This window comes from Streptomyces hoynatensis (assembly GCF_003626535.1).
GTDB classification, from domain to species: Bacteria; Actinomycetota; Actinomycetes; order Streptomycetales; family Streptomycetaceae; genus Streptomyces; species Streptomyces hoynatensis.
In genome coordinates this window covers 24,908-44,418 of record NZ_RBAL01000012.1, presented here as the reverse complement: position 1 = coordinate 44,418, position 19,511 = coordinate 24,908, and the positions used below count along the sequence as shown (strand labels likewise).

Genomic DNA, 19,511 nt, shown 5'->3' with positions numbered 1-19,511 from the left:
CCCCTCGGGCAAACCTAGGTTCTCCCGCATACCCACCGTTTGCTCGAATAAATATGCAGGAGGGTTGATGTCGCTTCCCGAAGCGCCGTCGTCCGCGCCGGCCCCGCCCGCCGGGGAGGCCCCGCGCTCCTTCGCCGGGGGCATGTGGAGCTTCGGGCGCATCATCGACCGGTACGCGACCGACGGCTACGGCCCCGAGATCCCGACGCTGCGCACCATCGAACTCGCCGCGGCCTCAGGCGAGCTGTCGGGGCTCGACCTCAACTACCCCTTCGACGAGGGCGTCTCGGTCGCCGAGGTCAAGGAGACCCTGGCCGCCCACGGCCTGGTGGCCACGAACATCACCCCGGTCATCTACGACCGCCGCTTCCGCAGCGGCTCCTTCACCGGCGCCCGGGAGGAGACCAGGAACGCCGCCGTCGCGCTGGCCCACGAGTCCGTCGAGGTGGCCCACGAACTCGGCGCGCGCTACGTCAAGTTCTGGCCGGGGCAGGACGGGTACGACTACCCCTTCCAGGTCGACTACCCGACCCTGCGCCGGCACGCCGTGGAGTCGATCCGCGACATCGCCCGCGCCCACCCCGACACCACCTTCGCCATCGAGTACAAGCTGAAGGAGCCGCGCAACCGGCTGTTCTGGTCCACCGCGGCGGCCAGCCTGCTGGCCATCGAGCAGATGGGCGTGGACAACGTCGGCCTCGTGGTGGACTTCGGCCACTCCCTGTTCGCCAAGGAGAACCCGGCCGAGGCCCTCAGCCTCGCCCACTCCATGGGCCGGCTGGTCGACGTGGAGATCGACGACAACTACCGAGAGTGGGACGACGACCTGACCGCGGGCGCCCTGCACCTGGTGGAGACCCTGGAGTTCCTGCACGTCGTGCGCTCCATCGGCTGGCGGCACCCGGTCAAGCTCGACCTCTTCCCCTACCGCGAGGACCCGGCGGACGCCGTCCGGGAGAGCGTCGCCACGCTGCGGGCCCTGGAGGAACGCGCCGCCAGGCTGCCGCTGGACGAACTGCGCGCGGCCCAGGAACGCCACGACGCGATGGCGGCCCAGCGCCTCGTCCGCACCGCCCTGTTCGGCTGAGCAGGCCGGCCCCCCCGACGGGCCCGGCTCGCGGGCGCGCGGCCCGCCCCCGCGAGCCGGGCCACCCACCACCGGGCGTCCCGCCACCGGGTCGGCCCGCCACCGGGTCGGCCCACCACCGGGTCGGCCCACCACCGGGTCGGCCCACCACCGCCCGCCCGCCAGGAGGCACGCACCCATGCCGGTCGAGCAATGGGACCTGTACGAGGCCGCGTTGGACGGCCCGGCGCACGGCAACCCCTTCCGCGAGGTCCACCTCACCGCCCGCTTCCGCCACGAGGCCGGGGCCGGGCAGAGCGCCGCGGCCGTCGAGACCACCGGCTGCTACGACGGGGAGGGCCGCTACCTGCTCCGCTTCATGCCGCACCTGCCGGGCACCTGGCGGTGGGAGACCCGCAGCAACGACCCGGGACTCGACGCCAGGCGGGGCTCCTTCACCTGCGAGCCGGCCTCGGGCGACAACCACGGGCCGGTGCGCGTCCGCGACACCCACCACTTCGCCTACGCGGACGGCACCCCCTACTGGCAACTCGGCACCACCTGCTACGCCTGGACCCACCAGGGCGACGCCCTCGCCGCGCAGACCCTGGCCACCCTCGCCGGCGCGCCGTTCAACAAGCTGCGGATGTGCGTCTTCCCCAAGCACTACGCGTACAACCGCAACGACCCGGAGCGCTACCCCTTCGCCGGCTCGCGCCAGGCCGGCTTCGACCTCGACCGCTTCGACCCCGCCTTCTTCCGCGACCTGGAGCGGCGGGTGGCCGCGCTGCGGGACCTCGGCATCGAGGCCGACCTCATCCTCTTCCACCCCTACGACCGCGGCCACTGGGGCTTCGACGCCATGGGCGCGGAGGCCGACGAGCACTACCTGCGCTACGTCGTCGCCCGGCTCGCCCCCTACCGCAACGTCTGGTGGTCCCTCGCCAACGAGTACGACCTCCTCGCCGCCAAGAGCCGGGCCGACTGGGAGCGGCTCGGCCGCCTGCTGCGCGACCTCGACCCGTACGGCCACCTCAGGTCGATCCACAACTGCCACGCCTTCTACGACCACAACCGCCCCTGGATCACCCACGCCAGCGTGCAGAGCGGCCGGGCGGTGGCCGGCTGGGGCGGGGCGGCCGTGCTGCGCGAGGCCTACGGCAAGCCCGTGGTGTTCGACGAGGTCAGGTACGAGGGCGACATCGACCAGCCCTGGGGCCGCATCACCGCCCGCGAACTCGTCCACCGCTTCTGGCAGGGCACCGTGGCCGGCACCTACGTCGGCCACGGCGAGACCTACCGGCACCCCGAGGACCTGCTGTGGTGGTCCAAGGGTGGCGTGCTGCGCGGCGAGAGCCCGCCCCGGCTCGCCTTCCTCCGCGAGGTCCTTGAGGCCCTGCCCGCCGGCCTCGAACAGATCGGCCACGACGACCGGACGCCGGACACCGCCTACGCACCCGGCGGCCACTACCTGGTCTACCTCGGCGACCGCGCCCCGGATTCCTGGCCCTTCCGGCTGCCGGTGAACCCCGGCCGCCACGAGGTGGCCGAGGGCGCCCGCTTCCGGGTGGAGGTCCTCGACACCTGGCACATGCGGATCACCGAGATCCCCGGCCCGTTCACCGCCACGCTGCGCACCGGCAGGCTGGCCGTGGACCGCGCGGGCCGCGCCGTCCCCCTCCCCGCCGAGCCCTGGCAGGCCCTCCGCATCACCCCCCTCCCCGGCTGAGCGGCCCGGGGGAGCCGGGCGGCGAGCACACCCGCCGGGCGGGAGAACCGGTCAGGCGGGGAGCAGGGCGGGGGAGGGAAAGGGGCCCAAGGACCCTGGGCGGTGTCAGTGGGGGATGGCACGATCACCTGGGTGAACAGCAAACCCGCCAGTGAGCAGCGCCTGCGCGATCTCGCCAGGCTGCGCCGGGTCCGCGACCGGATCGACCGGGAGTACGCGCAGCCGCTGGACGTCGAGGCGCTCGCCCGCGGCGTGAACATGTCGGCCGGGCACCTCAGCCGCCAGTTCCGGCTCGCCTACGGCGAGTCGCCCTACGCGTACCTCATGACGCGGCGCATCGAACGGGCGATGGCGCTGCTGCGGCGGGGCGACCTCAGCGTCACCGAGGTGTGCTTCGCGGTCGGCTGCGCCTCGCTCGGCACCTTCAGCACGCGCTTCACCGAGCTGGTCGGCGTGCCGCCCAGCGTCTACCGGCGCCGGGCCGCGAGCGGCGCCGCGGAGCCGCCCTCGTGCATCACGAAACAGGTGACGAGACCGGTCAGGAATCGAGAAGCCCAGGTCCCGGCCCCCGGCTAGCGTGACGGCCATGGACATCACCATTCACGCGAGCTTCCTCCCGCACGAGGACCCCGAGGCCTCCCTGGCCTTCTACCGCGACACCCTGGGCTTCGAGGTCCGCAACGACGTCGGCAGCGGAAAGATGCGCTGGCTCACGGTCGGTCCCCCCGGCCAGCCCGGCACCTCCGTCGTCCTGCACCCGCCGGCCGCCGACCCGGGCATCACCGAGGAGGAGCGCCGCACCATCGCCGAGATGATGGCCAAGGGCACCTACGGCATGATCCTCCTGGCCACCCGGGACCTCGACGCCACCTTCGAGCGGGTGCAGGCCGGCGACGTCGAGGTGGTGCAGGAGCCGACCGAGCAGCCCTACGGCGTTCGCGACTGCGCCTTCCGCGATCCCGCGGGCAACATGGTCCGCATCAACGAGGTGCGCTGAGCCGCCGGGCCGGTGACGGGCATGCGGTAGCCGTCCCTCGGGCCACCGAGGAAGGTCGTGTACTCGTCCGCTGCCGCCATGGCGACATGCCGTTTCGGTGTTGCGCGCCGCGCAGCGCAACGGCCCCCACCGCCCTCCGGGACGGCGGGGGCCGTTGCGTATGCGCCTGCCGATGGCGCAGTGCGCCCGGGGGCCACCTTGACGCCCCTCCCTCGGAAAGGGAATCGTCGTGCAAGCCGATGCAACCCCCTCGTCCCGGAGGCACCATGGCCCTACGATTCCTGGGGATCTACCCGGCGAAGCGGTACGCGGCCGCGTACGAGCAGCTGTGGGAGCGCGCCACGCCGCATGCGGAGTACCAGCCCGCCTGACCGCACCATGGCCACTTCCTCATCATCAAGCGTCCAGCAGGCCCGGCAGATCCTCGCCGATCGCCTCGGGGAGATCAGGCGAGAAGCCGGCCTGACTGGGCGTGAGCTCGCCCTTCGGTGCGGGTGGCACGCCTCGAAAACCTCGCGCATCGAGAACGCCCGGACTCCCCCCTCAGCCGACGACATCCGGGCGTGGTGCCGTGCCTGCGGCGCGGACGGCGAGGCCGAGGACCTGACCGCCTCCTTGCGCGCCGTCGAGGGCATGTTCGTCGAGTGGCGACGGATGGAACGAGCCGGCCTGCGGCAGGCCCAGGAGGCGCGGCTTCCGCTGTACGAGCGGACGCGCCGGTTCCGGTCCTACTCGGCCTGGCTGGTGCCGGGCCTGATCCAGACCTACGCCTACACCACCGCGGTCCTTCAGGCGATCCAGCAGCGGCGCGGCTTGGTCGACGACGTGAGCGACGCTGTGGCCGCACGGATGGACCGGCAGCGGGTGCTGTACGAGTCCGGCCGCAGCTTCGCCTTCCTCGTCGAGGAGTCGGTACTGCGGTCTGGCGTGGGCGGACGGGACGTGATGATCGGACAGCTCGCCCACCTCATCACGGTGGGGTCGCTCCCCACGGTCAGCGTGGGGGTGGTGCCCATGCGGGCGGACCGGGCGCGGTGGCCGGTCGAGGGCTTCTGGATCTACGACGCTGCACAGGTGAACGTGGAACTGGTGTCGGGGTACCTGACCCTCACGCAGCCGCGTGAGGTCGCGATGTACGCCGACACGTTCGCCGAGCTGGCCGAATTGGCCGTGTACGGGGCCGCAGCGCGGGCCCTGATCACGTCGGCGATGGACTCTCACGGGTGAACTCCCCTGCAACCTCGTAGAACTTCGTAGTGGCTCGCCGCGTCGCCTTCCTACCTTCCTGGGCACGGACTTCTTCCGGCCGTGGAGGCGAGCATGTCCAGCAGCAGCGCAACGCCGGCGGCGCCCACGCAGGCACCCCCCAACCCCTCCCTCAAGGCGCCCGTGTCGGCCGCGGGCCGCTTCATCTCCTCGCAGTGCGCCGAGCGGCGGTGCGAGGACTGCACCCAGCACGAGGCCCGCCCGGCGGAGCCGCAGAACGGGATCGCGTTCGACCCCTGCACCCACGACTGCCACCGCCTGTGGCCCGCCACGGGGGGCGGCCGGTGATCCCGCGCGCGTTGATGCGGGTGGCGTTGCGCGACCTCGATGCGGACGGCGACCCGGCGACGATGGCGGTGCGGGGCAGCCTGCTTCTCCGGGCCTCTGCTCTGTCCGCGCTCCAGAAGGACCACAGCACCGCCGAGGCCGGAGCGCCTGGCGCCCAGTGCGCCGTGTGCGGCGGCGAGTGGTTCGAACTGCGCGCCGACCACCCGCAGATGCCGCCATACGGGGCCGTGGCGCTCCAGCCCGACGGCAGCGTCCGCGGATACGCCGGGGTGCCGCACTGCACCACCTGCGGGACCCTCCGGCGGCCCTGACCCCCAACACCTCACCCCCCCCCGTCGTCCTCCGGGACGACGGGGGGACGTTTTTCACGCCAAGCGGCAACTACCGACGGTGACTGGGTGTTGACAATCGGCGCTCGAATAGGTGATGGTCGCGCAAGCGGGCGCAACCCACTCGACAGGAGGTCCCGTCATGGCACTACGGTTCATCGCGAAAGACCCCAACACGGGGAGCAACGCCAGCCCGACCGTGTGGGTTGACGAGGCCGACAACGGTCTCATCTTCCAGGGGTGGAAGGCAGACGAGGACACCGTGGCGGAGTGCCTGCGGACGGGGAACATCCCCGACCACGAGGCAGTCGTCAAGATCCCGGCCCGGATGATCGCGATCGTGAGGGAGGCGTGCGATGTCGCAGAGCAGCGTGCCCAGCTTCGACAAGCTGCTGGCGAGCTGCCGTAGGTCGGCCGTTCACCTGGAGATGCGGGACTCCTACGGCGTCTCCTACGAAGCCGAGGACCTGGCTGCCTGGCGCCGAACAGGCCGCTGGGACAACCCCGATTACTGGGAGCCGTGGATGACTCTGGTGCGCGACGCCGTCAGCCGCGGCGTCGCGATGCGCCGCGCGCGCATCGTCTCCGAACCCGTCACCGAGTACATCCGCTTCGAGTACGCCGGGACGAGCAACAACGTGGCAGCGGGCGAGGATGTCCGCTGGCTTCCTCGCCGCCGGGCGTCCGACCTCGCGCTGCCGGGAAACGACTTCTGGCTCTTCGACGACCGCCTGGTGGAATGGAACCACTTCACCGGCGACGGCGAGTTGGCCGGCCACGAGCTTTCCGATGACCCTGCCGTGGTGAAGCTCTGCGGGCACGCCTTCGAGGCGGTGTGGGAACGGGCTGTCCCGCACGGTGAGTTCCACGTCTGAGCCCCGCCATCTCGATGCCGCTTTCTCCGTCGTCCAGCGTCCAGGAAGCCCGTAAGGCCATCGCGCAACGGCTACGCGAGGCCCGCCTGGACGCTGGGCTGACGGGCCACGAGCTGTCGCGCCGGTGCGGTTGGCACCCGGCGAAGACCTCCCGGATCGAGAACGCCAGGGCAGCACCAACCGACGCGGACATCCGCTCGTGGTGTACGGCGTGCGGGGCCCCGGACCGCATCGCCGACCTGATCGCCGCCTCCCGGTCGGCGGACTCCATGTACGTGGAGTGGCGCCGCCTGCACCGTGGCGGCCTGCGAGGCATCCAGGAGTCCTACGCACCGCTGTACGAGCGCACGAGCGCATTCCGCATCTACTGCTCGAACGTCATGCCCGGCGTGCTGCAAACGCCCGAGTACGCGGCAGCGCTGATGGGCGTCATCGCCGACTTCCAGGGCGCAGAGGCCGACGACTCCGCGGACGCTGCCGCGGCCCGGGTCGAGCGGTCGCAGGTGATCCGCCGCGGCCACCGCCGGTTCGCGCTCCTCGTCGAAGAGGCTGTTCTCCGCTACCGCGTCGGTGACGCTGCCACGATGGCCGGCCAACTCGGCCACCTGCTCAGCGCGATGGTTCTGCCGTCCGTCTCGCTGGGGGTCATCCCGTTCACCGCGCAGCGGCGCATATGGCCTCAGGAGACCTTCAGCATCTTCGACGAGGAGTGCGTCGAGGTGGAGCTCCTCACGGCCCGGGTCATGGTGACGTCCCCGACTGACCTTCAGCAGTACGTCCGTGCCTTCGCAGACCTGTCCGCGCTTGCCGTGCACGGCGCAGAGGCGCGCGAGCTCATCACGGCGGCGCTGCACTCCCTCGGGTGAAGTTGCGCAAGAATCCGCAAGATTGTGGAGGCTGATCCCGCTCGCTCTCTACCTTCCTGGGCACGGACTTCTTCCGGCCGTGGAGGCGAGCATGTCCAGCAGCAGCGCAACGCCGGCGGCGCCCACGCAGGCACCCCCCAACCCCTCCCTCAAGGCGCCCGTGTCGGCCGCGGGCCGCTTCATCTCCTCGCAGTGCGCCGAGCGGCGGTGCGAGGACTGCACCCAGCACGAGGCCCGCCCGGCGGAGCCGCAGAACGGGATCGCGTTCGACCCCTGCACCCACGACTGCCACCGCCTGTGGCCCGCCACGGGGGGCGGCGGCCGGTGATCCCGCGCTGCACCTGGTGCCGCACCACCCTCGGCACCCTCATCCTCTACGCCGTCGAGGCAGGCGCCTCGGCCTGCGGCTGGGGCTACCACGCCTGCCCCGGCTGCCTCGCGGCCGAGCGGCTCGTCCCCTTCGCCCACCACCCGGCAATGGCGCGCGGGCCCCGGATGCGCTACCCGGACGTGGTGCCCGCCGCCCTCCTTCGGCGCTTGGCGCTCCTGGGCGATGACCCCCGCCTCACGCCCGTGGTGCGCCGGCTCCTGGCGGCGGACGCCCGGCTGAGGGACCGGCGCACGCCGCCGCCGGACCGGCACGCCGCGGGCGCCCTCCTGCGTTCGGCACTCCTGGATCTGCGCACACTCGCCCGCGGCGGCCTGACCACGGCGGAAGGGGCGCCGTGACCCCGCTCGCCCCGGCGACCGGCGCCGTCGCCCTGGCCGTGCCGATACCCCGCGCGGCGGCGTGGTGGACAGCCCGCCTCACCCGTCGCCTCGGGCCCGGCCTCACCACACTCCACTCGACTCCACTCGGCCACCACGACTTCACCGAGGACCTGAACCCGTGTCTCTTCCTGCCCGTACGCCGTTGCTCTGGGGGCCGAAGCGGCTGCCCGTGCCCTATGTGGTCCGCTGGAGCGGCGAACTCGTCGTCACCGACGAGGACGTGACCCTCCGGCCGGACGGCCGGGGGCTGGCCTACCGCGGGGAGACCGTGGGCGATCGCGACCGGCACGGCGTGCTGTGGGCCCGCCTCCTCGACGCTCCCGGCAGCGGCCGGCCCGACTTCCGGGCCATGCACCCGGCCCGGCAGCGCCGCGCGATGCTGGAGCGGCTGTGCCAGGTCTGCGCAGGCCCGGCCGACCGTAACGGGAAGGGCTGGCTGTTCGTGCTGGGGCGCCCGGCCGCGGCGGAGGAGGCTCCGGGCTGGCCGGAGGGGCTGCTGTGCACGAAGCCGCCGGTGTGCGGGCCCTGCGCGCGGCTCGCCGCCGGGTTGTGTCCGCACCTGGGCGAGCCGGTGTTCGTGCGGTCCGCGAAGCCCCGCGTGTGGGGGGTCTTCGGCGGCCTCGTCACCCCGGCACCCGGCGGGCACCTGATCGCGGGCGGAGACGCCGACCTGCCCTACGGCCACCCCGCCGCCCCCTGGTTCCTCGCGAACCAGCTGGTCCTTGAGCTCACCCGCTGCACGCGCGTCCCGGGGCCGTAGCGGCCCCGCGGCCGGGGAGCTGCCGGTGCGTGGCGCCCGCGTGGGGGTGCGGCCGGACGATACGGCCGTCCTCGCGCGGGGTGGGTGGCAGGTGACGCTGCGGTGGTCGCGGGTGGCAGCCCCCTTGAGCCCCGGCCGGCCCAGCCGAGCGGGGCACAGATCTTTCGGACAGGCTCTCGGGAGAGAATCACAGACAGCCATAGGCAGTCGCAGACACACACAAGGGGGGCCTCGGTGCCGGCACGTCTCGTTCCCTCCGCCTACCGGCCGGTGCTCGGCAACCGGGTGTTCCGGCGGCTGCTGCTCGGCTTCGCGGTCTCGTACCTCGGGGACGGGATGAGCTTCGTCGCGGTGGCCTGGCTCGCCGCCGAACTCGCCCCGCAGTCGAGCGGCGGGCTGTGGGTGGGCGGCGCCGTGGCCGCCTACACCCTGCCCGGCGTGCTCGGCGCCCTCCTGTTCGGCCGCAGGCTGCGCCGGGTGCCGGCCGCCCGGCTGCTGCTCGCCGACAACGCGGTCCGCGCCGTCTTCCTCGGGGCCGTGCCGCTCGCCAGGCTCGCCGGGCTGCTGACGCCGGCGCTGTACGTCCTGCTGCTCGCGGTCTCCTCCCTGCTGCACGCCTGGGGCAGCGCCGGGAAGTACACGCTGCTCGCCGAGCTGCTGCCCCGCGAGCAGCGGCTCGCCGCGAACACCCTCGTCAGCTCGCTCAACTTCGCCGCCACCATCGCCGGGCCCGCCGCGGCCGGGGTGCTGGTGACCTACGCCGACGCGGCGCTCGTCCTCGGCCTGGACGCCCTCACCTACGCCTTCCTCGCCGCACTCGTCCTGCGCACCCGGCTCCCCGCGGCCGCTGAGGTCTCCACCGTCGACGGGACGGCCGCCCGCGGCGGCCTCGCCCTGCTGCGCTCCCACCCGGAACTGCTCGGACTGCTGGCCCTCACCTGGTTCTTCAACTTCCTCTACGGACCCGTCGAGGTCGCCCTGCCGCTGCACGTCACCGAGGACCTGGACGCGCCCGGCACGCTGCTCGGCCTCTACTGGATGCTGTTCGGCATCGGGGCCGTGCTCGGCGGGCTCGCCGCGGGCGCGCTGCAACGGCTGCCGCTGTGGCCCGTGACCGTCGCCATCGTCATCGGCTGGGGGCTGGCCCTGCTGCCCTTCGGATACGGGGCGCCCACGGCCTGCACCGTGGCCTGCTTCGCGCTCGGCGGCGTGATCTACGGGCCGTTCGTGGCGCTCTCGGTGACGCTCGTCCAGGCCAGGACGCCCCCGCGGCACCTGGCCGGCATGCTCGCGGCCCGCAGCGCGGCCCTGCTCACCGCCTCCCCCCTGGGCACCGCGCTCGGCGGACCGCTCACCGCGGCGTTCGGCCCCCGGGCCACCCTGGGCGGCTCCGGACTCGCCACCGTCCTGCTCGGCGCCGTCACCTGCCTGCTGCTCACGGCCGGAGGGGGACGCCGCACGGCGCGCGCCTGAACCCCGCCGCGCCGGGCGCGTGCGGCCCCGCCCCCGGGGAGCCGGGGTCCGCGCGGCGCACGAGCCGGGGCGCGCCGCGCCGGGCGCGCGGCGGCGCGCCGGGAAGGGCGGACGTCGGGAATCGGCCAAGACGCTTGCGCCGGTGCCTTGTTGCGTGGGTACCGTGTGCCCCCCTGCTGGGAAGGAGCCCGACGACGATGGACCACTCCGCCACGTCCTCCCCGTCCGCCAAGCCCGACACGCCCGAGGAGCGGCCCGCTCGTGGCGCCTCCGCCGCGTCAGGGGCGGAGTCCGGGGCGGCCCCGGCGTCGGGACCGGCCTTCGAACCGGCCTCCGGGGCCTCCAGGATCGACACCTCGGTGCCGCACTCGGCCCGGATCTGGAACTACTGGCTGGGCGGCAAGGACAACTACGCCGTCGACCGGGAGGCAGGCGACGCCTACCGCCAGACGTTCCCCGGCATCGTCGACATCGCCCGCGCCTCCAGGTACTTCCTCGTCCGCAGCATCAAGTACCTGGCCGCCGAGGCCGGCATCAGGCAGTTCCTCGACGTCGGCACCGGGCTGCCCACCGTCGACAACACCCACGAGGTCGCCCAGCGCAGCGCCCCCGAGTCGCGGATCGTCTACGTCGACAACGACCCGCTGGTGCTGCTGCACGCCCAGGCCCTGCTCACGTCGAGCCCCGAGGGCAGCACCACCTACCTGGAGGCCGACCTCCACGAGCCGGAGAACATCCTCGAACAGGCCGGGCGCACCCTCGACTTCAAGCAGCCCGTGGCGCTGATCCTCTCGGACGTCATGGGGCACGTCGCGGACGACGAGGAGGCCGTGGACATCGTGCGGCGCCTGGTGGCGGGCCTGAGCCCGGGGAGCTACCTGGTGCTCAGCCACGGGGTGGAGCACGACCCGGCGATCATCGAGGCCCAGCGGCGTTACAACGACTCGGGCGCGGTCCCCTACGTGCTGCGCACCCCGGCGCAGATCGAGCGGTTCTTCGCGGGCCTCGCCCTGGTGGAGCCGGGCGTGGTGGCCATGCCGGAGTGGCGGGCGGAGACCGCGCCGCTCGGGGAGCTGCCGCCAGGGGTCGGCTTCGGCGGCGTCGCCCGCGTGCCCTGACCTGGCCGGTCCGCCCCGCGGGGAACGCCGGACCCGCCGGGCGACTCCCGGCCGGGGACGCCCCGTTCGGGCCGGGGCCCGCCGCCCCGGCCCGGCGGGACCGGGTGGCCGGTTCCGGCCGGGTGCGCGTCGGGCCGGGGCGCCCGACGGCTTGACTGCGGCGGGCCCCCGCCCAAATATGGGAGCGCTCCCACCCCCACTGGGGGCAAGCACTCCGCTGCGGTCGCCCCGCTCCCCCCACCTCAGGCGGTGCGGCCGGAAAGGACGAGTCATGAGCGAACACGGCACTTCCCACCGGCGCGACGCGCCCCCGGCCCCCCGGAGCGCCGCCCTCGGGCGGCTGCCGCGCCGCACCCGGCGCGGCCTGCTCGGCGCGGTCGCCGTGACCGGGCTGCTCGGCGCCCTCGGGGCGCCCGCCCTCGCCGCGGCCCCGGCCGGCGACGTCGGCGCGCAGGCCGAACTCATCGTGAACGGCGGCTTCGACGACGACTACGGCGTGCCCTGGTGGTGGACGGAGAACAGCCCGGGCACGGTGGTCGACGGGCAGCTGTGCGCCGAGGTCCCCGGCGACACGACGAACGTCTGGGACGCGATCATCGGCCAGGACGACATCCCCCTCACCGCGGGGGAGACGTACGCCTTCACCTACACCGCGAGCGCCACGGTCCCGGTCACCATCACCACCCACGTGCAGGAGGCGGCCGAGCCCTATGCGGCCCAGTACACCTCGCAGGACGACCTGACCGCGACGCCCGAGACCTTCACCGGCACCTTCACCGCCGAGACGGACGACCCGGCGGCGCAGGTGGTCTTCCAGATCGGCGGCAGCGCCGAGCCGTACACCTTCTGCCTCGACGACGTCTCCCTGACGGACGGCGCAGGCTGAGCCCTCCAGGACGCCCGCCCCGCAGGCCACCCGCTTTCTCCTTCCGGCGAGTGGGAGCCCGCGGGCCGCGGGCAAGCCGGCGGCCGTGGTGGCCGCGCCGACACGCCCCTGTGCGGCCGCCACCGCCCCGGCCCCGGCCGGCCCCCGCCCAGGACCCGGGCGGGGGCCGGCGCTTGCCCGGGCACGGGCGGCCGGCCCGGACGGCGGCGGGGCGCGGGGTCGGCGCAGGCGCCCGGGACCGGGCGCACGGAGGGCGCGGGGCGCGGGGGCGTGGGCGCGGGTGCGGGTGACCGGGAGGAGGGGCGCGCAGTTCTTCAGGGGGCGAGGCGCCCCCTCGCCCGGCCGGCCAGGCACGGCGGGCCGCGGGGCGGCGCGCGCACCCGGGCGCCGGGTGAGCGGCGCCGTCGAGAGAGAGGGCACTGCCATGACCACCACCGGCCAGGCGAACCGGGCGATCAGGCTCCAGGTGATCGTCGCAAGCAACCGTCCCGGCGGCAACGGCCGCCCCGTGGGCGAGTGGGTGGCCGCGCGGGCGGCGGAGCACGGGGCCTTCGAGGTCAGGCTCGTGGACCTGGCGGCCGTGCGGCTGCCCTTCCTCGACGAACCCGAACTGCCCTCGACGGGCGACTACCGCCACCGGCACACCAAGGAGTGGAGCGCCACCGTCGCCGCGGCCGAGGCGTTCGTCCTGGTCATGCCGATGTACAACGGCGGCTACGGGGCCGTGCTGAAGAACGCGCTCGACTTCCTGTACGCGGAGTGGCACGGCAAGCCGGTGGCGCTGGTGAGTTACAGCGCGGGCGCCACCGGGGGCGCGCCCGCGGCGAAGATGATCAGGCCGGTGCTGCGGCGGCTGGCCCTGCGCGTCACCGCGGCGGCCACGGCGATCCCGCACGTCGGCACGCTGATCGCCCCGGACGGCGGCCTCTCCGCGCCGGCCGCCCTCGCCGCCTCGCTCGCGGCCCAGCTGGACGAGCTGGCCGCCGCCCACCGGGAGCCCGGGCCCGGCCCCGCGGCCTGAGGCCCGGCTCCCCGGCGCAGTCCGGCCTCTGCCACACTCGGGGCCTGCCGGGCGGGCCGGAGGAAGGGAGGCCGGGTGCGCACGCACGAGGAAGGGTGGCCGGCGTATGTCGCCGCCCGCGGGTATCCGGGGGCGCGGCCGCTGGCCGCCGGGATGGAGGGCGCGGTGTACGCGCTCGACGGCGGCCTGGTGGCCAAGGTCTGGGGCGTGCGCTCGGGCACGGAGCTCGAACGGCTCCGCCGGTTCTACGAGGCGCTCGGCGAGGCCGTGCCCGGCCTCGCCACGCCCCGCATCGTCGAGGTGCTGCGGCCAGGGGAGGCGGGCGGCCCGTTCGTCACCATCGAACGGCGGCTGACCGGGGCGCCGCTCGGCGGCCTCCTCGGCCCGCGCGGGCCATGGAGCGTGCCGCGCGCCGCCGGGTGCCTGCTCGACGTGCACGCCGCGCTCTCGGCCGCCGGCTCCCCGGCGCTGCGCGGCCTTGCCGTGCTGGACGAGCCGGAGCCCTTCTGGGCGGGGCACGGCTCCTGGCCCGCCGCGCTGCTCGCGCTGATCGACCGCAGGACGGCCAGGTTCGGGGCGCGGCTGAGCGCGGCCGTGCCCGGCTTCGAGGGGAAGCTGCGGCGGCTGCGGGAGCTGGTCGGCGGCCTGGGCGAGGTGCCGCTCGGGCTGCTGCACGGGGATCTCGTGCCGGACAACGTGCTGGCCGAGGCCGGCGCGGACGGCCGGCCGCGGGTGACGGGCGTGCTGGACTTCGGCTTCCTTTCCACCGTCGGCGACCCGGCGTTCGACGCCGCGGTGACGGCCGGCGTGTTCGACATGTACGGGCCGCGCCGGCGGGAGGCCGAGGCGCTGCTCGACGCGGCCTTCACCGCCCGTTTCGGCTATCCGCCCGAGCGCCTGGTCCTCTACCGCGCGGTCTACGGCCTGATCACCGCCAACGCCTACGATCCGGAGGGCCGCGACGGGCACTTCGGGTTCTGCGCCGACCTGCTGAACCGGGAGGACACCGCCGCGCTGCTCGGCCCCTGAGGCCGGCGAGGGCCGGGGCCGCGCCGGGCACCGGGCCGCGTGGGACGGCGCGTTGCCGCGTGACGCCGTGCGCGGGTCGCCGGGTTCGCGCGGGCCGCCGGGGGCGCACGGGCCGCCGGGTGCGGGGTGCCGCGGGGCCTGGGGTGCCGCGGGGCGCCGGGGGCACGCGCCGCCGGACGCCGGTGCCGCGGGGCGCAAGGGGGCGTGGGGGGTCAGGCCCACCAGGCGTGGGCGAGACCCGCGCCCAGGAAGGCCGCCCCGAGGCCGGCGGCCAGGCTGAGCCCCACGTTCGCGGCGGCGAGCAGCGCGGCGTCCTCCTCGGCCAGGCGCAGGGTCTCGTAGGAGAAGGTCGAGTAGGTGGTGAGCGCGCCGCACAGCCCGGTCCCGGCCACCAGCTGCGCCTGCCAGGCGACGCCGGTGAGCAGGCCGAGGAGCAGGCTGCCCGCCACGTTGACGGTGAAGGTGCCCCAGGGGAAGACCGTGTCGTGCCTGGCCCGCACCGCGCGGTCGGTGAGGTAGCGCAGCGGGGCGCCGACGGCGGCGCCCGCCCCGACGAGCAGCCAGTTCTGCCAGTTCACGGCCGCGCCTCCCGGTGGCCTCGCCGGCGCAGGGCGCGCCGGGTGGCGGTCGCGGCCGACCACACCGCGGCCAGGGCGGCGAGCGGGGTGGCGGCCAGGTAGCCGAGGGCGGTGCCCGGGTGCCCGTCGTGGAACAGCCGCTGCACGTCGACCGCGTAGGTCGAGAAGGTCGTGAAGCCGCCGAGCACGCCGGTGCCGAAGAACGGCCGCACCAGCCGGTGGGCGGCCCACGCCTCGTCCAGGAGCGCCAGGAAGACCCCGATGACCGCGCAGCCCGCCGCGTTGACCGCGAGGATGGTCCACGGGAAGCCGCCGGCGTGCACCGGCCACAGCAGGGAGGCCCCGTAGCGGCCCCACGCCCCGAGCACTCCACCGAGCGCCACGACGCCGAGGACGGGGGCCTGGTCGCGCCAGGCGGTGTGCTGCACGGTGTTCTCCCACTCGCTGCTCGGGCGCCCGGGGGCGCGTGATCGCAAGCAGGGACCGTTGGCGGCACGCTGCCGCGGTTCTTCTCCGGCGGGCCCCACCGCCGCCCGGCGGCACCTGGCCACCGGCCTCCCACCCTACCGGCCGCCCTCCGCGGGAGGCGAGCCGCGTCCGGGTCCCGCGGCGCGCCCCGGCCGCACCGCCCCGGCGGCCCGCGGGCGGGGCCGGGCACGGGCACGGGCACGGGCACGCAGGGAGGGTGCCGCGCGGCCCCAACGACGCGCGCACCACGGCGACTTCGCCGCGTACCCGGGCCAACTGCCGGGCTCCGCACGGAGGATCCCGGTGTCCATCGTGCCCTTCGGGGACTCCGAGCGGGCCGGCCCGGCCTGCCGCCCGGGGAACCGCCCCGGGGGCCGCAGGTCCGCCGGGCCGGGACGGCGGCCGGTGACCGCGGACGCGCGGCGGCTCAGGCGGGGCGGCGGGCCAGCACCAGGCGGCAGCGGGGGCTGCCGTCCGGCCTGCGGCCGAGCTCCCCGAGCGCCGCGGTGGTGACCGTGAAGCCGGCCGCGACCAGGTCGGCGCGCACCGCGGGCAGCGGGAAGGTCCGGTAGTACATGACGAACGGCGGGCGCCACAGCGCGTTCCGCACCCGCATCGCCGCGTCGAAGCCCCACAGCGCGAGGTACGGGCCCGAGCCCACGCGCGGCGGCGCCGCCACGGGGAAGGCGAAGAGGCCGCCGGGGCGCAGCGCGGCGTACACCCCGGCGAAGAGGCCGGGCCGCTCCCGCGGCAGGAAGTGGCCGAACGCGCCGAAGCTGACCGCCACGTCGAAGGCCGCGGCGAAGGGCAGGGCCCGCGCGTCGGCCCGCACCCAGCGCACCTCGGGCCCGGTGCGGGGAGCGCCGAGGGCGGCGGCGGCCCGTGCCAGCATCCCGGCGCTGAAGTCCACGCCGACCACCTGCCTGGCGCACGCCTCGCGCAGCACCGCCACGCCCGCCCCGGTGCCGCAGCACAGGTCGAGTCCGGTGCCGAAGGGGCCGAGCCCGGCCAGGGCGCGCGCCACCGGCCGCAGCACGCGGTCCGGGGTCCGGTAGGGGCTGGCGTCGAACTTCGGGGCGAGCAGGTCGTAGCCACGCTCGACGGAGGAGAGGGCCTGAACGGCCAGCTCCCGGAAGGTCGGCCCCGCACGCACCCCCTCACCCTACCGCCGCCCGCCCGCCCGGCTGCCCGCCCGGCCGGGCAGCCGGGCGGGCAGCGGTCCCGCGGTGCTCCTGGGGTGGTCCCGCGGTGTTCCCGGGGTGCGGGGCTCAGGCGAGGGTGCAGGCCAGGGTGGGGACGGTGGCGGGGCCGGTGCCCTGGAGGCCGAAGGCGGTGCTCGCGCCGGGGGCGAGGGCGCCGTTGTAGCCCGCGTCGGTCACCGTGACGGCCCCGGCCTCCGTGGTCAGCCTGCCGTTCCACAGGCTGGTGACGGCCTGTCCCTCCGGCAGGGTCCAGGTGACCCGCCAGCCACCGGCGGAGGTCGTGCCCTCGTTGCGCACCGTGACCTCGGCGAGGAAGCCGCCCGGCCACTGGCCGGTGACCCGGTAGGAGGCGGCGCAGGCCCCGGCCGGCGGGTCCGTCGGCCCGCCCTCCCCGCCCAGCGCGGCGAAGACGGCGTCGTACGCGGGCTTCTTGCCGAAGTTCTCGTCGTACGGCAGGGCCGCCCCCTGCCCGGGGAAGACCGAGGGTATCCAGGAGTACTTGTCCGTGTAGTCCCACACGGTGATGCCCAGGCACCGGGACACCGCGAGGCAGTCTTCGACGACCGTGGCGTAGTCGGCGGCCTGCCGGGTGTCCTTGTCCGTGGTCCGCGGCAGCTCCATCCGGATGTCCAGCTCGGTGAGCGCGACGTCGACCCCGAGGTCGGCGAAGCGCTGGAGGTTCTCCTGGAAGCTCGCCGGCACCTGGCCGACGATCAGGTGCGACTGGAAGCCGACGCAGTCGATCGGGACGCCCTCGGCGAGGAAGGAGCGGACCATCTCGTAGACGGCGTCGCTCTTCGCGCCGATCCCCTCGATGTTGTAGTCGTTGTAGCAGAGCTTCGCGTCCGGGTCGGCGGCCCTGGCGGCGCGGAACGCCTCGGCGATGTAGCCGTCGCCGATCTTCTGCTGGAAGACGGACTGGCGGCGGCTGCCGTCCTCCTCGAAGGCCTCGTTCACCACGTCCCACTGCACCACCTGGCCCCTGAAGTGGCCGACCTCGTCGGTGATGTGGTCGCGCATGACGTCCGCCAGCTCCGCGTCGGGCACCGAGGAGACCCAGCCTGGCAGCTGGTTGTGCCAGACCAGCGTGTGGCCGCGGACCACCTGGCCGTGCGAGGCCGCCAGGTCCACGATGGCGTCGGCGTCCGCGTAGTCGAACTGGCCCCTGGCGGGCTCGGTGTACTGCCATTTCATGGTGTTGCCGACGGTGATCTGGCCGAACTCGCTGCCCAGGATCTCCGTGTACTGGCTGTCGGACAGCTCGGGGTTGTCGGTCGCGGAGCCGAAGTAACGGCCCTGGGCCGCGGCCAGTTCGCCGAGCGTGGCGGGCTCGGCCGCGGCCTGGGTTCCGGCGTCCGCGGCGGGCAGGTCGGCGGCGGTGGCGGGGGCGGCGGCCGAGGCGGCCCCGAGGCCGGCCACCAGGGCGAGCAGGGCGAGGGCGCCCGGCAGGCGGCGGGCGCGGAGCGGGCGGCGGGCGCGGAACGGGCGGCGCCGCGGCGGCTGGGGGCGCGTGCCGCGCTGGGGTCGCGTGGGGTCGTTCGGAGACACGGTGGGGGGTCCTTCCGAATCCTGGGCGAGTACGAACCTGGCGCGAAGCGACGAAACTTTCGTCAGGAATGGCGATCTTTTCGAGGGCGGAATCTAGGGCGAGGGCCGGGAGGCGTCAAGACTCCGCGGGCGAAAGCGCGCAAAAGGCCAGGCGGGCCCGGCCGTACACTGCGGACATGACGACGACCGGCGGTTTCGGCGCGGGGGGCGTGGCGGAGGGGTCGGAGCCGCCGACCCTGGCGCAGCTCGCCGAGCTGGCGGGGACCTCGGTGGCCACGGTGTCCAAGGTGGTCAACGGCAGGTCCGAGGTGGCGCCCGCGACGCGGGCCCGGGTCGAGGAGCTGATCCGGGAGCGCGGCTACCGCCGCCAGAAGAAGGCCGCCAACCGCGCGGCCCTGGTCGAGCTCGTCTTCCACGAACTCGAAGGCGCCTACGCCATGGAGATCATCAAGGGCGTGGGCGCCGTGGCCCGCCGGCACGGCCTGGCCGTGGTGCTCTCCGAGTCCCAGGGGCGGCACGTGCCGGGCCGGGGCTGGGCGGAGGGCGTGATGCGGCGCAGGCCCACCGGCGTGATCGCCGTCTTCTCCGAACTGACCGCGGACCAGAGCCACCAGCTGGCCGGCCGCGGCATCCCCACGGTGCTCGTCGACCCGACGGGCGAGCCCGGCCACGCCTTCCCCTCGGTCGGCGCGGGCAACTGGAACGGCGGGCTGCTGGCCGTGCGCCACCTCCTCGCCCTCGGCCACCGGAGGATCGCGATCGTCACCGGGCCCGCCGACGTCCTCTCCAGCCGCGCCAGGCTGGACGGTTACCGGGCCGCCCTGGACGCGGCCGGCGTTCCGGTGGACCCGGCCCTGGTGCGCGAGGGAGACTTCCACGTCGCGGACGGGCTGCGGCACGCCCGCGCGCTGCTGGCCCTGCCCGAGCCGCCCACCGCGGTGTTCGCCTGCAACGACCTGCAGGCGCTCGGGGTCTACCGGGCCGCGCACGAGGCGGGGCTGCGGGTGCCCGGCGACCTGAGCGTCGTCGGCTTCGACGACCTGCCGGCCGCCGAGTGGGCCGTTCCCTCCCTGACCACCGTCCGCCAGCCCCTTTCCGACATGGGGGCCGCCGCGGTCACGATGATCGTCGCCCTCGCCCGCGGCGAGGCGCTGCCCCAGGAGCGCGTGGAACTGCCCACCACCCTGATCACCCGGGCCAGCACGGCGGCGCCGCCCCGCCGCTGACCCGATCGCACGCGG

23 protein-coding genes are annotated in these 19,511 nt (G+C 74.8%); 19 read left to right on the top strand and 4 right to left on the bottom strand.

Annotated features, from left to right (window positions below):
- The first annotated feature begins 67 nt into the window (after nt 1-67).
- The 18 genes from D7294_RS20065 to D7294_RS19985 all read left to right on the top strand — a co-directional run bounded on the left by D7294_RS20065 (nt 68) and on the right by D7294_RS19985 (nt 14,474).
- Nucleotides 68-1,087: a sugar phosphate isomerase/epimerase family protein gene (locus D7294_RS20065; protein ID WP_120681745.1), complete on the top strand. Its 1,020-nt coding sequence runs from the start codon at nt 68-70 to the stop codon at nt 1,085-1,087.
- A gap of 178 nt (nt 1,088-1,265) precedes the next feature.
- On the top strand, nt 1,266-2,795 hold the full coding sequence (locus D7294_RS20060) for an apiosidase-like domain-containing protein (protein WP_120681743.1): 1,530 nt from the start codon (nt 1,266-1,268) through the stop codon (nt 2,793-2,795).
- Between the two features lie 132 nt (nt 2,796-2,927).
- Complete coding sequence (locus D7294_RS20055) at nt 2,928-3,371, top strand: helix-turn-helix transcriptional regulator (protein WP_120681971.1); 444 nt, start codon at nt 2,928-2,930, stop codon at nt 3,369-3,371.
- A 10-nt stretch (nt 3,372-3,381) separates the two neighbouring features.
- A complete protein-coding gene (locus D7294_RS20050) occupies nt 3,382-3,792 on the top strand; it encodes a VOC family protein (RefSeq protein WP_174248393.1) in 411 nt (136 codons plus the stop codon).
- A 378-nt stretch (nt 3,793-4,170) separates the two neighbouring features.
- On the top strand, nt 4,171-5,019 hold the full coding sequence (locus D7294_RS20045; RefSeq protein ID WP_120681739.1) for a helix-turn-helix domain-containing protein: 849 nt from the start codon (nt 4,171-4,173) through the stop codon (nt 5,017-5,019).
- A gap of 93 nt (nt 5,020-5,112) precedes the next feature.
- A complete protein-coding gene (locus D7294_RS20040; protein ID WP_120681737.1) occupies nt 5,113-5,346 on the top strand; it encodes a hypothetical protein in 234 nt (77 codons plus the stop codon).
- Nucleotides 5,343-5,657: a hypothetical protein gene (locus tag D7294_RS32515; RefSeq protein WP_194117759.1), complete on the top strand. Its 315-nt coding sequence runs from the start codon at nt 5,343-5,345 to the stop codon at nt 5,655-5,657. Before D7294_RS20040 ends, D7294_RS32515 begins: the two co-directional genes overlap by 4 nt.
- Nucleotides 5,658-5,817: 160 nt before the next feature.
- The gene (locus D7294_RS20030) at nt 5,818-6,084 is read left to right on the top strand and encodes a hypothetical protein (protein ID WP_120681735.1); all 267 of its coding nucleotides are present in this window, start codon (nt 5,818-5,820) and stop codon (nt 6,082-6,084) included.
- Nucleotides 6,032-6,550, top strand: coding sequence for a DUF6879 family protein (locus tag D7294_RS20025; protein ID WP_120681733.1), 519 nt, complete (start codon nt 6,032-6,034; stop codon nt 6,548-6,550). Before D7294_RS20030 ends, D7294_RS20025 begins: the two co-directional genes overlap by 53 nt.
- A 14-nt stretch (nt 6,551-6,564) precedes the next feature.
- Nucleotides 6,565-7,416, top strand: a complete 852-nt coding sequence (locus D7294_RS20020; RefSeq protein ID WP_120681731.1) for a helix-turn-helix domain-containing protein — start codon at nt 6,565-6,567, stop codon at nt 7,414-7,416.
- 91 nt (nt 7,417-7,507) lie between these two features.
- Nucleotides 7,508-7,744 carry a hypothetical protein gene (locus tag D7294_RS20015; RefSeq protein ID WP_120681730.1) on the top strand — a complete coding sequence of 79 codons (237 nt, stop codon included), beginning with the start codon at nt 7,508-7,510 and terminating at the stop codon, nt 7,742-7,744.
- Nucleotides 7,741-8,145 carry a hypothetical protein gene (locus D7294_RS20010; protein ID WP_147450877.1) on the top strand — a complete coding sequence of 135 codons (405 nt, stop codon included), beginning with the start codon at nt 7,741-7,743 and terminating at the stop codon, nt 8,143-8,145. The genes D7294_RS20015 and D7294_RS20010 overlap by 4 nt, the downstream gene beginning before the upstream one ends.
- A gap of 160 nt (nt 8,146-8,305) precedes the next feature.
- Nucleotides 8,306-8,947, top strand: coding sequence for a hypothetical protein (locus tag D7294_RS32025; RefSeq protein ID WP_158674662.1), 642 nt, complete (start codon nt 8,306-8,308; stop codon nt 8,945-8,947).
- 234 nt (nt 8,948-9,181) lie between these two features.
- Nucleotides 9,182-10,420: an MFS transporter gene (locus tag D7294_RS20005; protein WP_120681726.1), complete on the top strand. Its 1,239-nt coding sequence runs from the start codon at nt 9,182-9,184 to the stop codon at nt 10,418-10,420.
- Between the two features lie 197 nt (nt 10,421-10,617).
- Nucleotides 10,618-11,538 (top strand): SAM-dependent methyltransferase, encoded by a 921-nt coding sequence (locus D7294_RS20000; RefSeq protein WP_120681724.1) that lies wholly within the window; start codon nt 10,618-10,620, stop codon nt 11,536-11,538.
- A gap of 271 nt (nt 11,539-11,809) precedes the next feature.
- On the top strand, nt 11,810-12,424 hold the full coding sequence (locus tag D7294_RS19995) for a carbohydrate binding domain-containing protein (protein ID WP_120681722.1): 615 nt from the start codon (nt 11,810-11,812) through the stop codon (nt 12,422-12,424).
- A gap of 424 nt (nt 12,425-12,848) precedes the next feature.
- Entirely contained in the window at nt 12,849-13,445 is a 597-nt protein-coding gene (locus tag D7294_RS19990) for an NADPH-dependent FMN reductase (RefSeq protein WP_120681720.1), read from the top strand.
- Between the two features lie 75 nt (nt 13,446-13,520).
- Nucleotides 13,521-14,474 carry a phosphotransferase family protein gene (locus D7294_RS19985; protein ID WP_120681718.1) on the top strand — a complete coding sequence of 318 codons (954 nt, stop codon included), beginning with the start codon at nt 13,521-13,523 and terminating at the stop codon, nt 14,472-14,474.
- A 212-nt stretch (nt 14,475-14,686) separates the two neighbouring features.
- Here the strand turns inward: D7294_RS19985 and D7294_RS19980 are convergent, their stop codons facing one another.
- From D7294_RS19980 to D7294_RS19965, 4 genes are all read right to left on the bottom strand, one after another.
- Complete coding sequence (locus tag D7294_RS19980; protein ID WP_120681716.1) at nt 14,687-15,052, bottom strand: fluoride efflux transporter FluC; 366 nt, start codon at nt 15,050-15,052, stop codon at nt 14,687-14,689.
- Nucleotides 15,049-15,528, bottom strand: a complete 480-nt coding sequence (locus tag D7294_RS19975; RefSeq protein ID WP_120681714.1) for a fluoride efflux transporter FluC — start codon at nt 15,526-15,528, stop codon at nt 15,049-15,051. Before D7294_RS19975 ends, D7294_RS19980 begins: the two co-directional genes overlap by 4 nt.
- 419 nt (nt 15,529-15,947) lie before the next feature.
- Nucleotides 15,948-16,673, bottom strand: a complete 726-nt coding sequence (locus D7294_RS19970) for a class I SAM-dependent methyltransferase (protein WP_120681712.1) — start codon at nt 16,671-16,673, stop codon at nt 15,948-15,950.
- 115 nt (nt 16,674-16,788) lie between these two features.
- On the bottom strand, nt 16,789-18,270 hold the full coding sequence (locus D7294_RS19965) for a glycoside hydrolase family 10 protein (protein WP_241562507.1): 1,482 nt from the start codon (nt 18,268-18,270) through the stop codon (nt 16,789-16,791).
- A gap of 176 nt (nt 18,271-18,446) precedes the next feature.
- On the opposite strand from D7294_RS19965, the gene D7294_RS19960 reads away from it, so the two are divergent.
- Complete coding sequence (locus D7294_RS19960) at nt 18,447-19,496, top strand: LacI family DNA-binding transcriptional regulator (RefSeq protein WP_120681710.1); 1,050 nt, start codon at nt 18,447-18,449, stop codon at nt 19,494-19,496.
- Nucleotides 19,497-19,511 lie beyond the last annotated feature (15 nt).

Excerpts from the sequence above, each read along its gene's own strand:
- D7294_RS20040 (WP_120681737.1), top strand. The coding sequence starts at position 5,113 with ATGTCCAGCAGCAGCGCAACGCCGGCGGCGCCCACGCAGGCACCCCCC.
- D7294_RS20045 (WP_120681739.1), top strand. The coding sequence starts at position 4,171 with ATGGCCACTTCCTCATCATCAAGCGTCCAGCAGGCCCGGCAGATCCTC.
- D7294_RS20025 (WP_120681733.1), top strand. The coding sequence starts at position 6,032 with ATGTCGCAGAGCAGCGTGCCCAGCTTCGACAAGCTGCTGGCGAGCTGC.
- D7294_RS19960 (WP_120681710.1), top strand. The coding sequence starts at position 18,447 with ATGACGACGACCGGCGGTTTCGGCGCGGGGGGCGTGGCGGAGGGGTCG.
- D7294_RS20050 (WP_174248393.1), top strand. The coding sequence starts at position 3,382 with ATGGACATCACCATTCACGCGAGCTTCCTCCCGCACGAGGACCCCGAG.
- D7294_RS20020 (WP_120681731.1), top strand. The coding sequence starts at position 6,565 with ATGCCGCTTTCTCCGTCGTCCAGCGTCCAGGAAGCCCGTAAGGCCATC.
- D7294_RS20065 (WP_120681745.1), top strand. The coding sequence starts at position 68 with ATGTCGCTTCCCGAAGCGCCGTCGTCCGCGCCGGCCCCGCCCGCCGGG.
- D7294_RS20015 (WP_120681730.1), top strand. The coding sequence starts at position 7,508 with ATGTCCAGCAGCAGCGCAACGCCGGCGGCGCCCACGCAGGCACCCCCC.
- D7294_RS20030 (WP_120681735.1), top strand. The coding sequence starts at position 5,818 with ATGGCACTACGGTTCATCGCGAAAGACCCCAACACGGGGAGCAACGCC.
- D7294_RS20060 (WP_120681743.1), top strand. The coding sequence starts at position 1,266 with ATGCCGGTCGAGCAATGGGACCTGTACGAGGCCGCGTTGGACGGCCCG.
- D7294_RS19995 (WP_120681722.1), top strand. The coding sequence starts at position 11,810 with ATGAGCGAACACGGCACTTCCCACCGGCGCGACGCGCCCCCGGCCCCC.
- D7294_RS20000 (WP_120681724.1), top strand. The coding sequence starts at position 10,618 with ATGGACCACTCCGCCACGTCCTCCCCGTCCGCCAAGCCCGACACGCCC.
- D7294_RS19990 (WP_120681720.1), top strand. The coding sequence starts at position 12,849 with ATGACCACCACCGGCCAGGCGAACCGGGCGATCAGGCTCCAGGTGATC.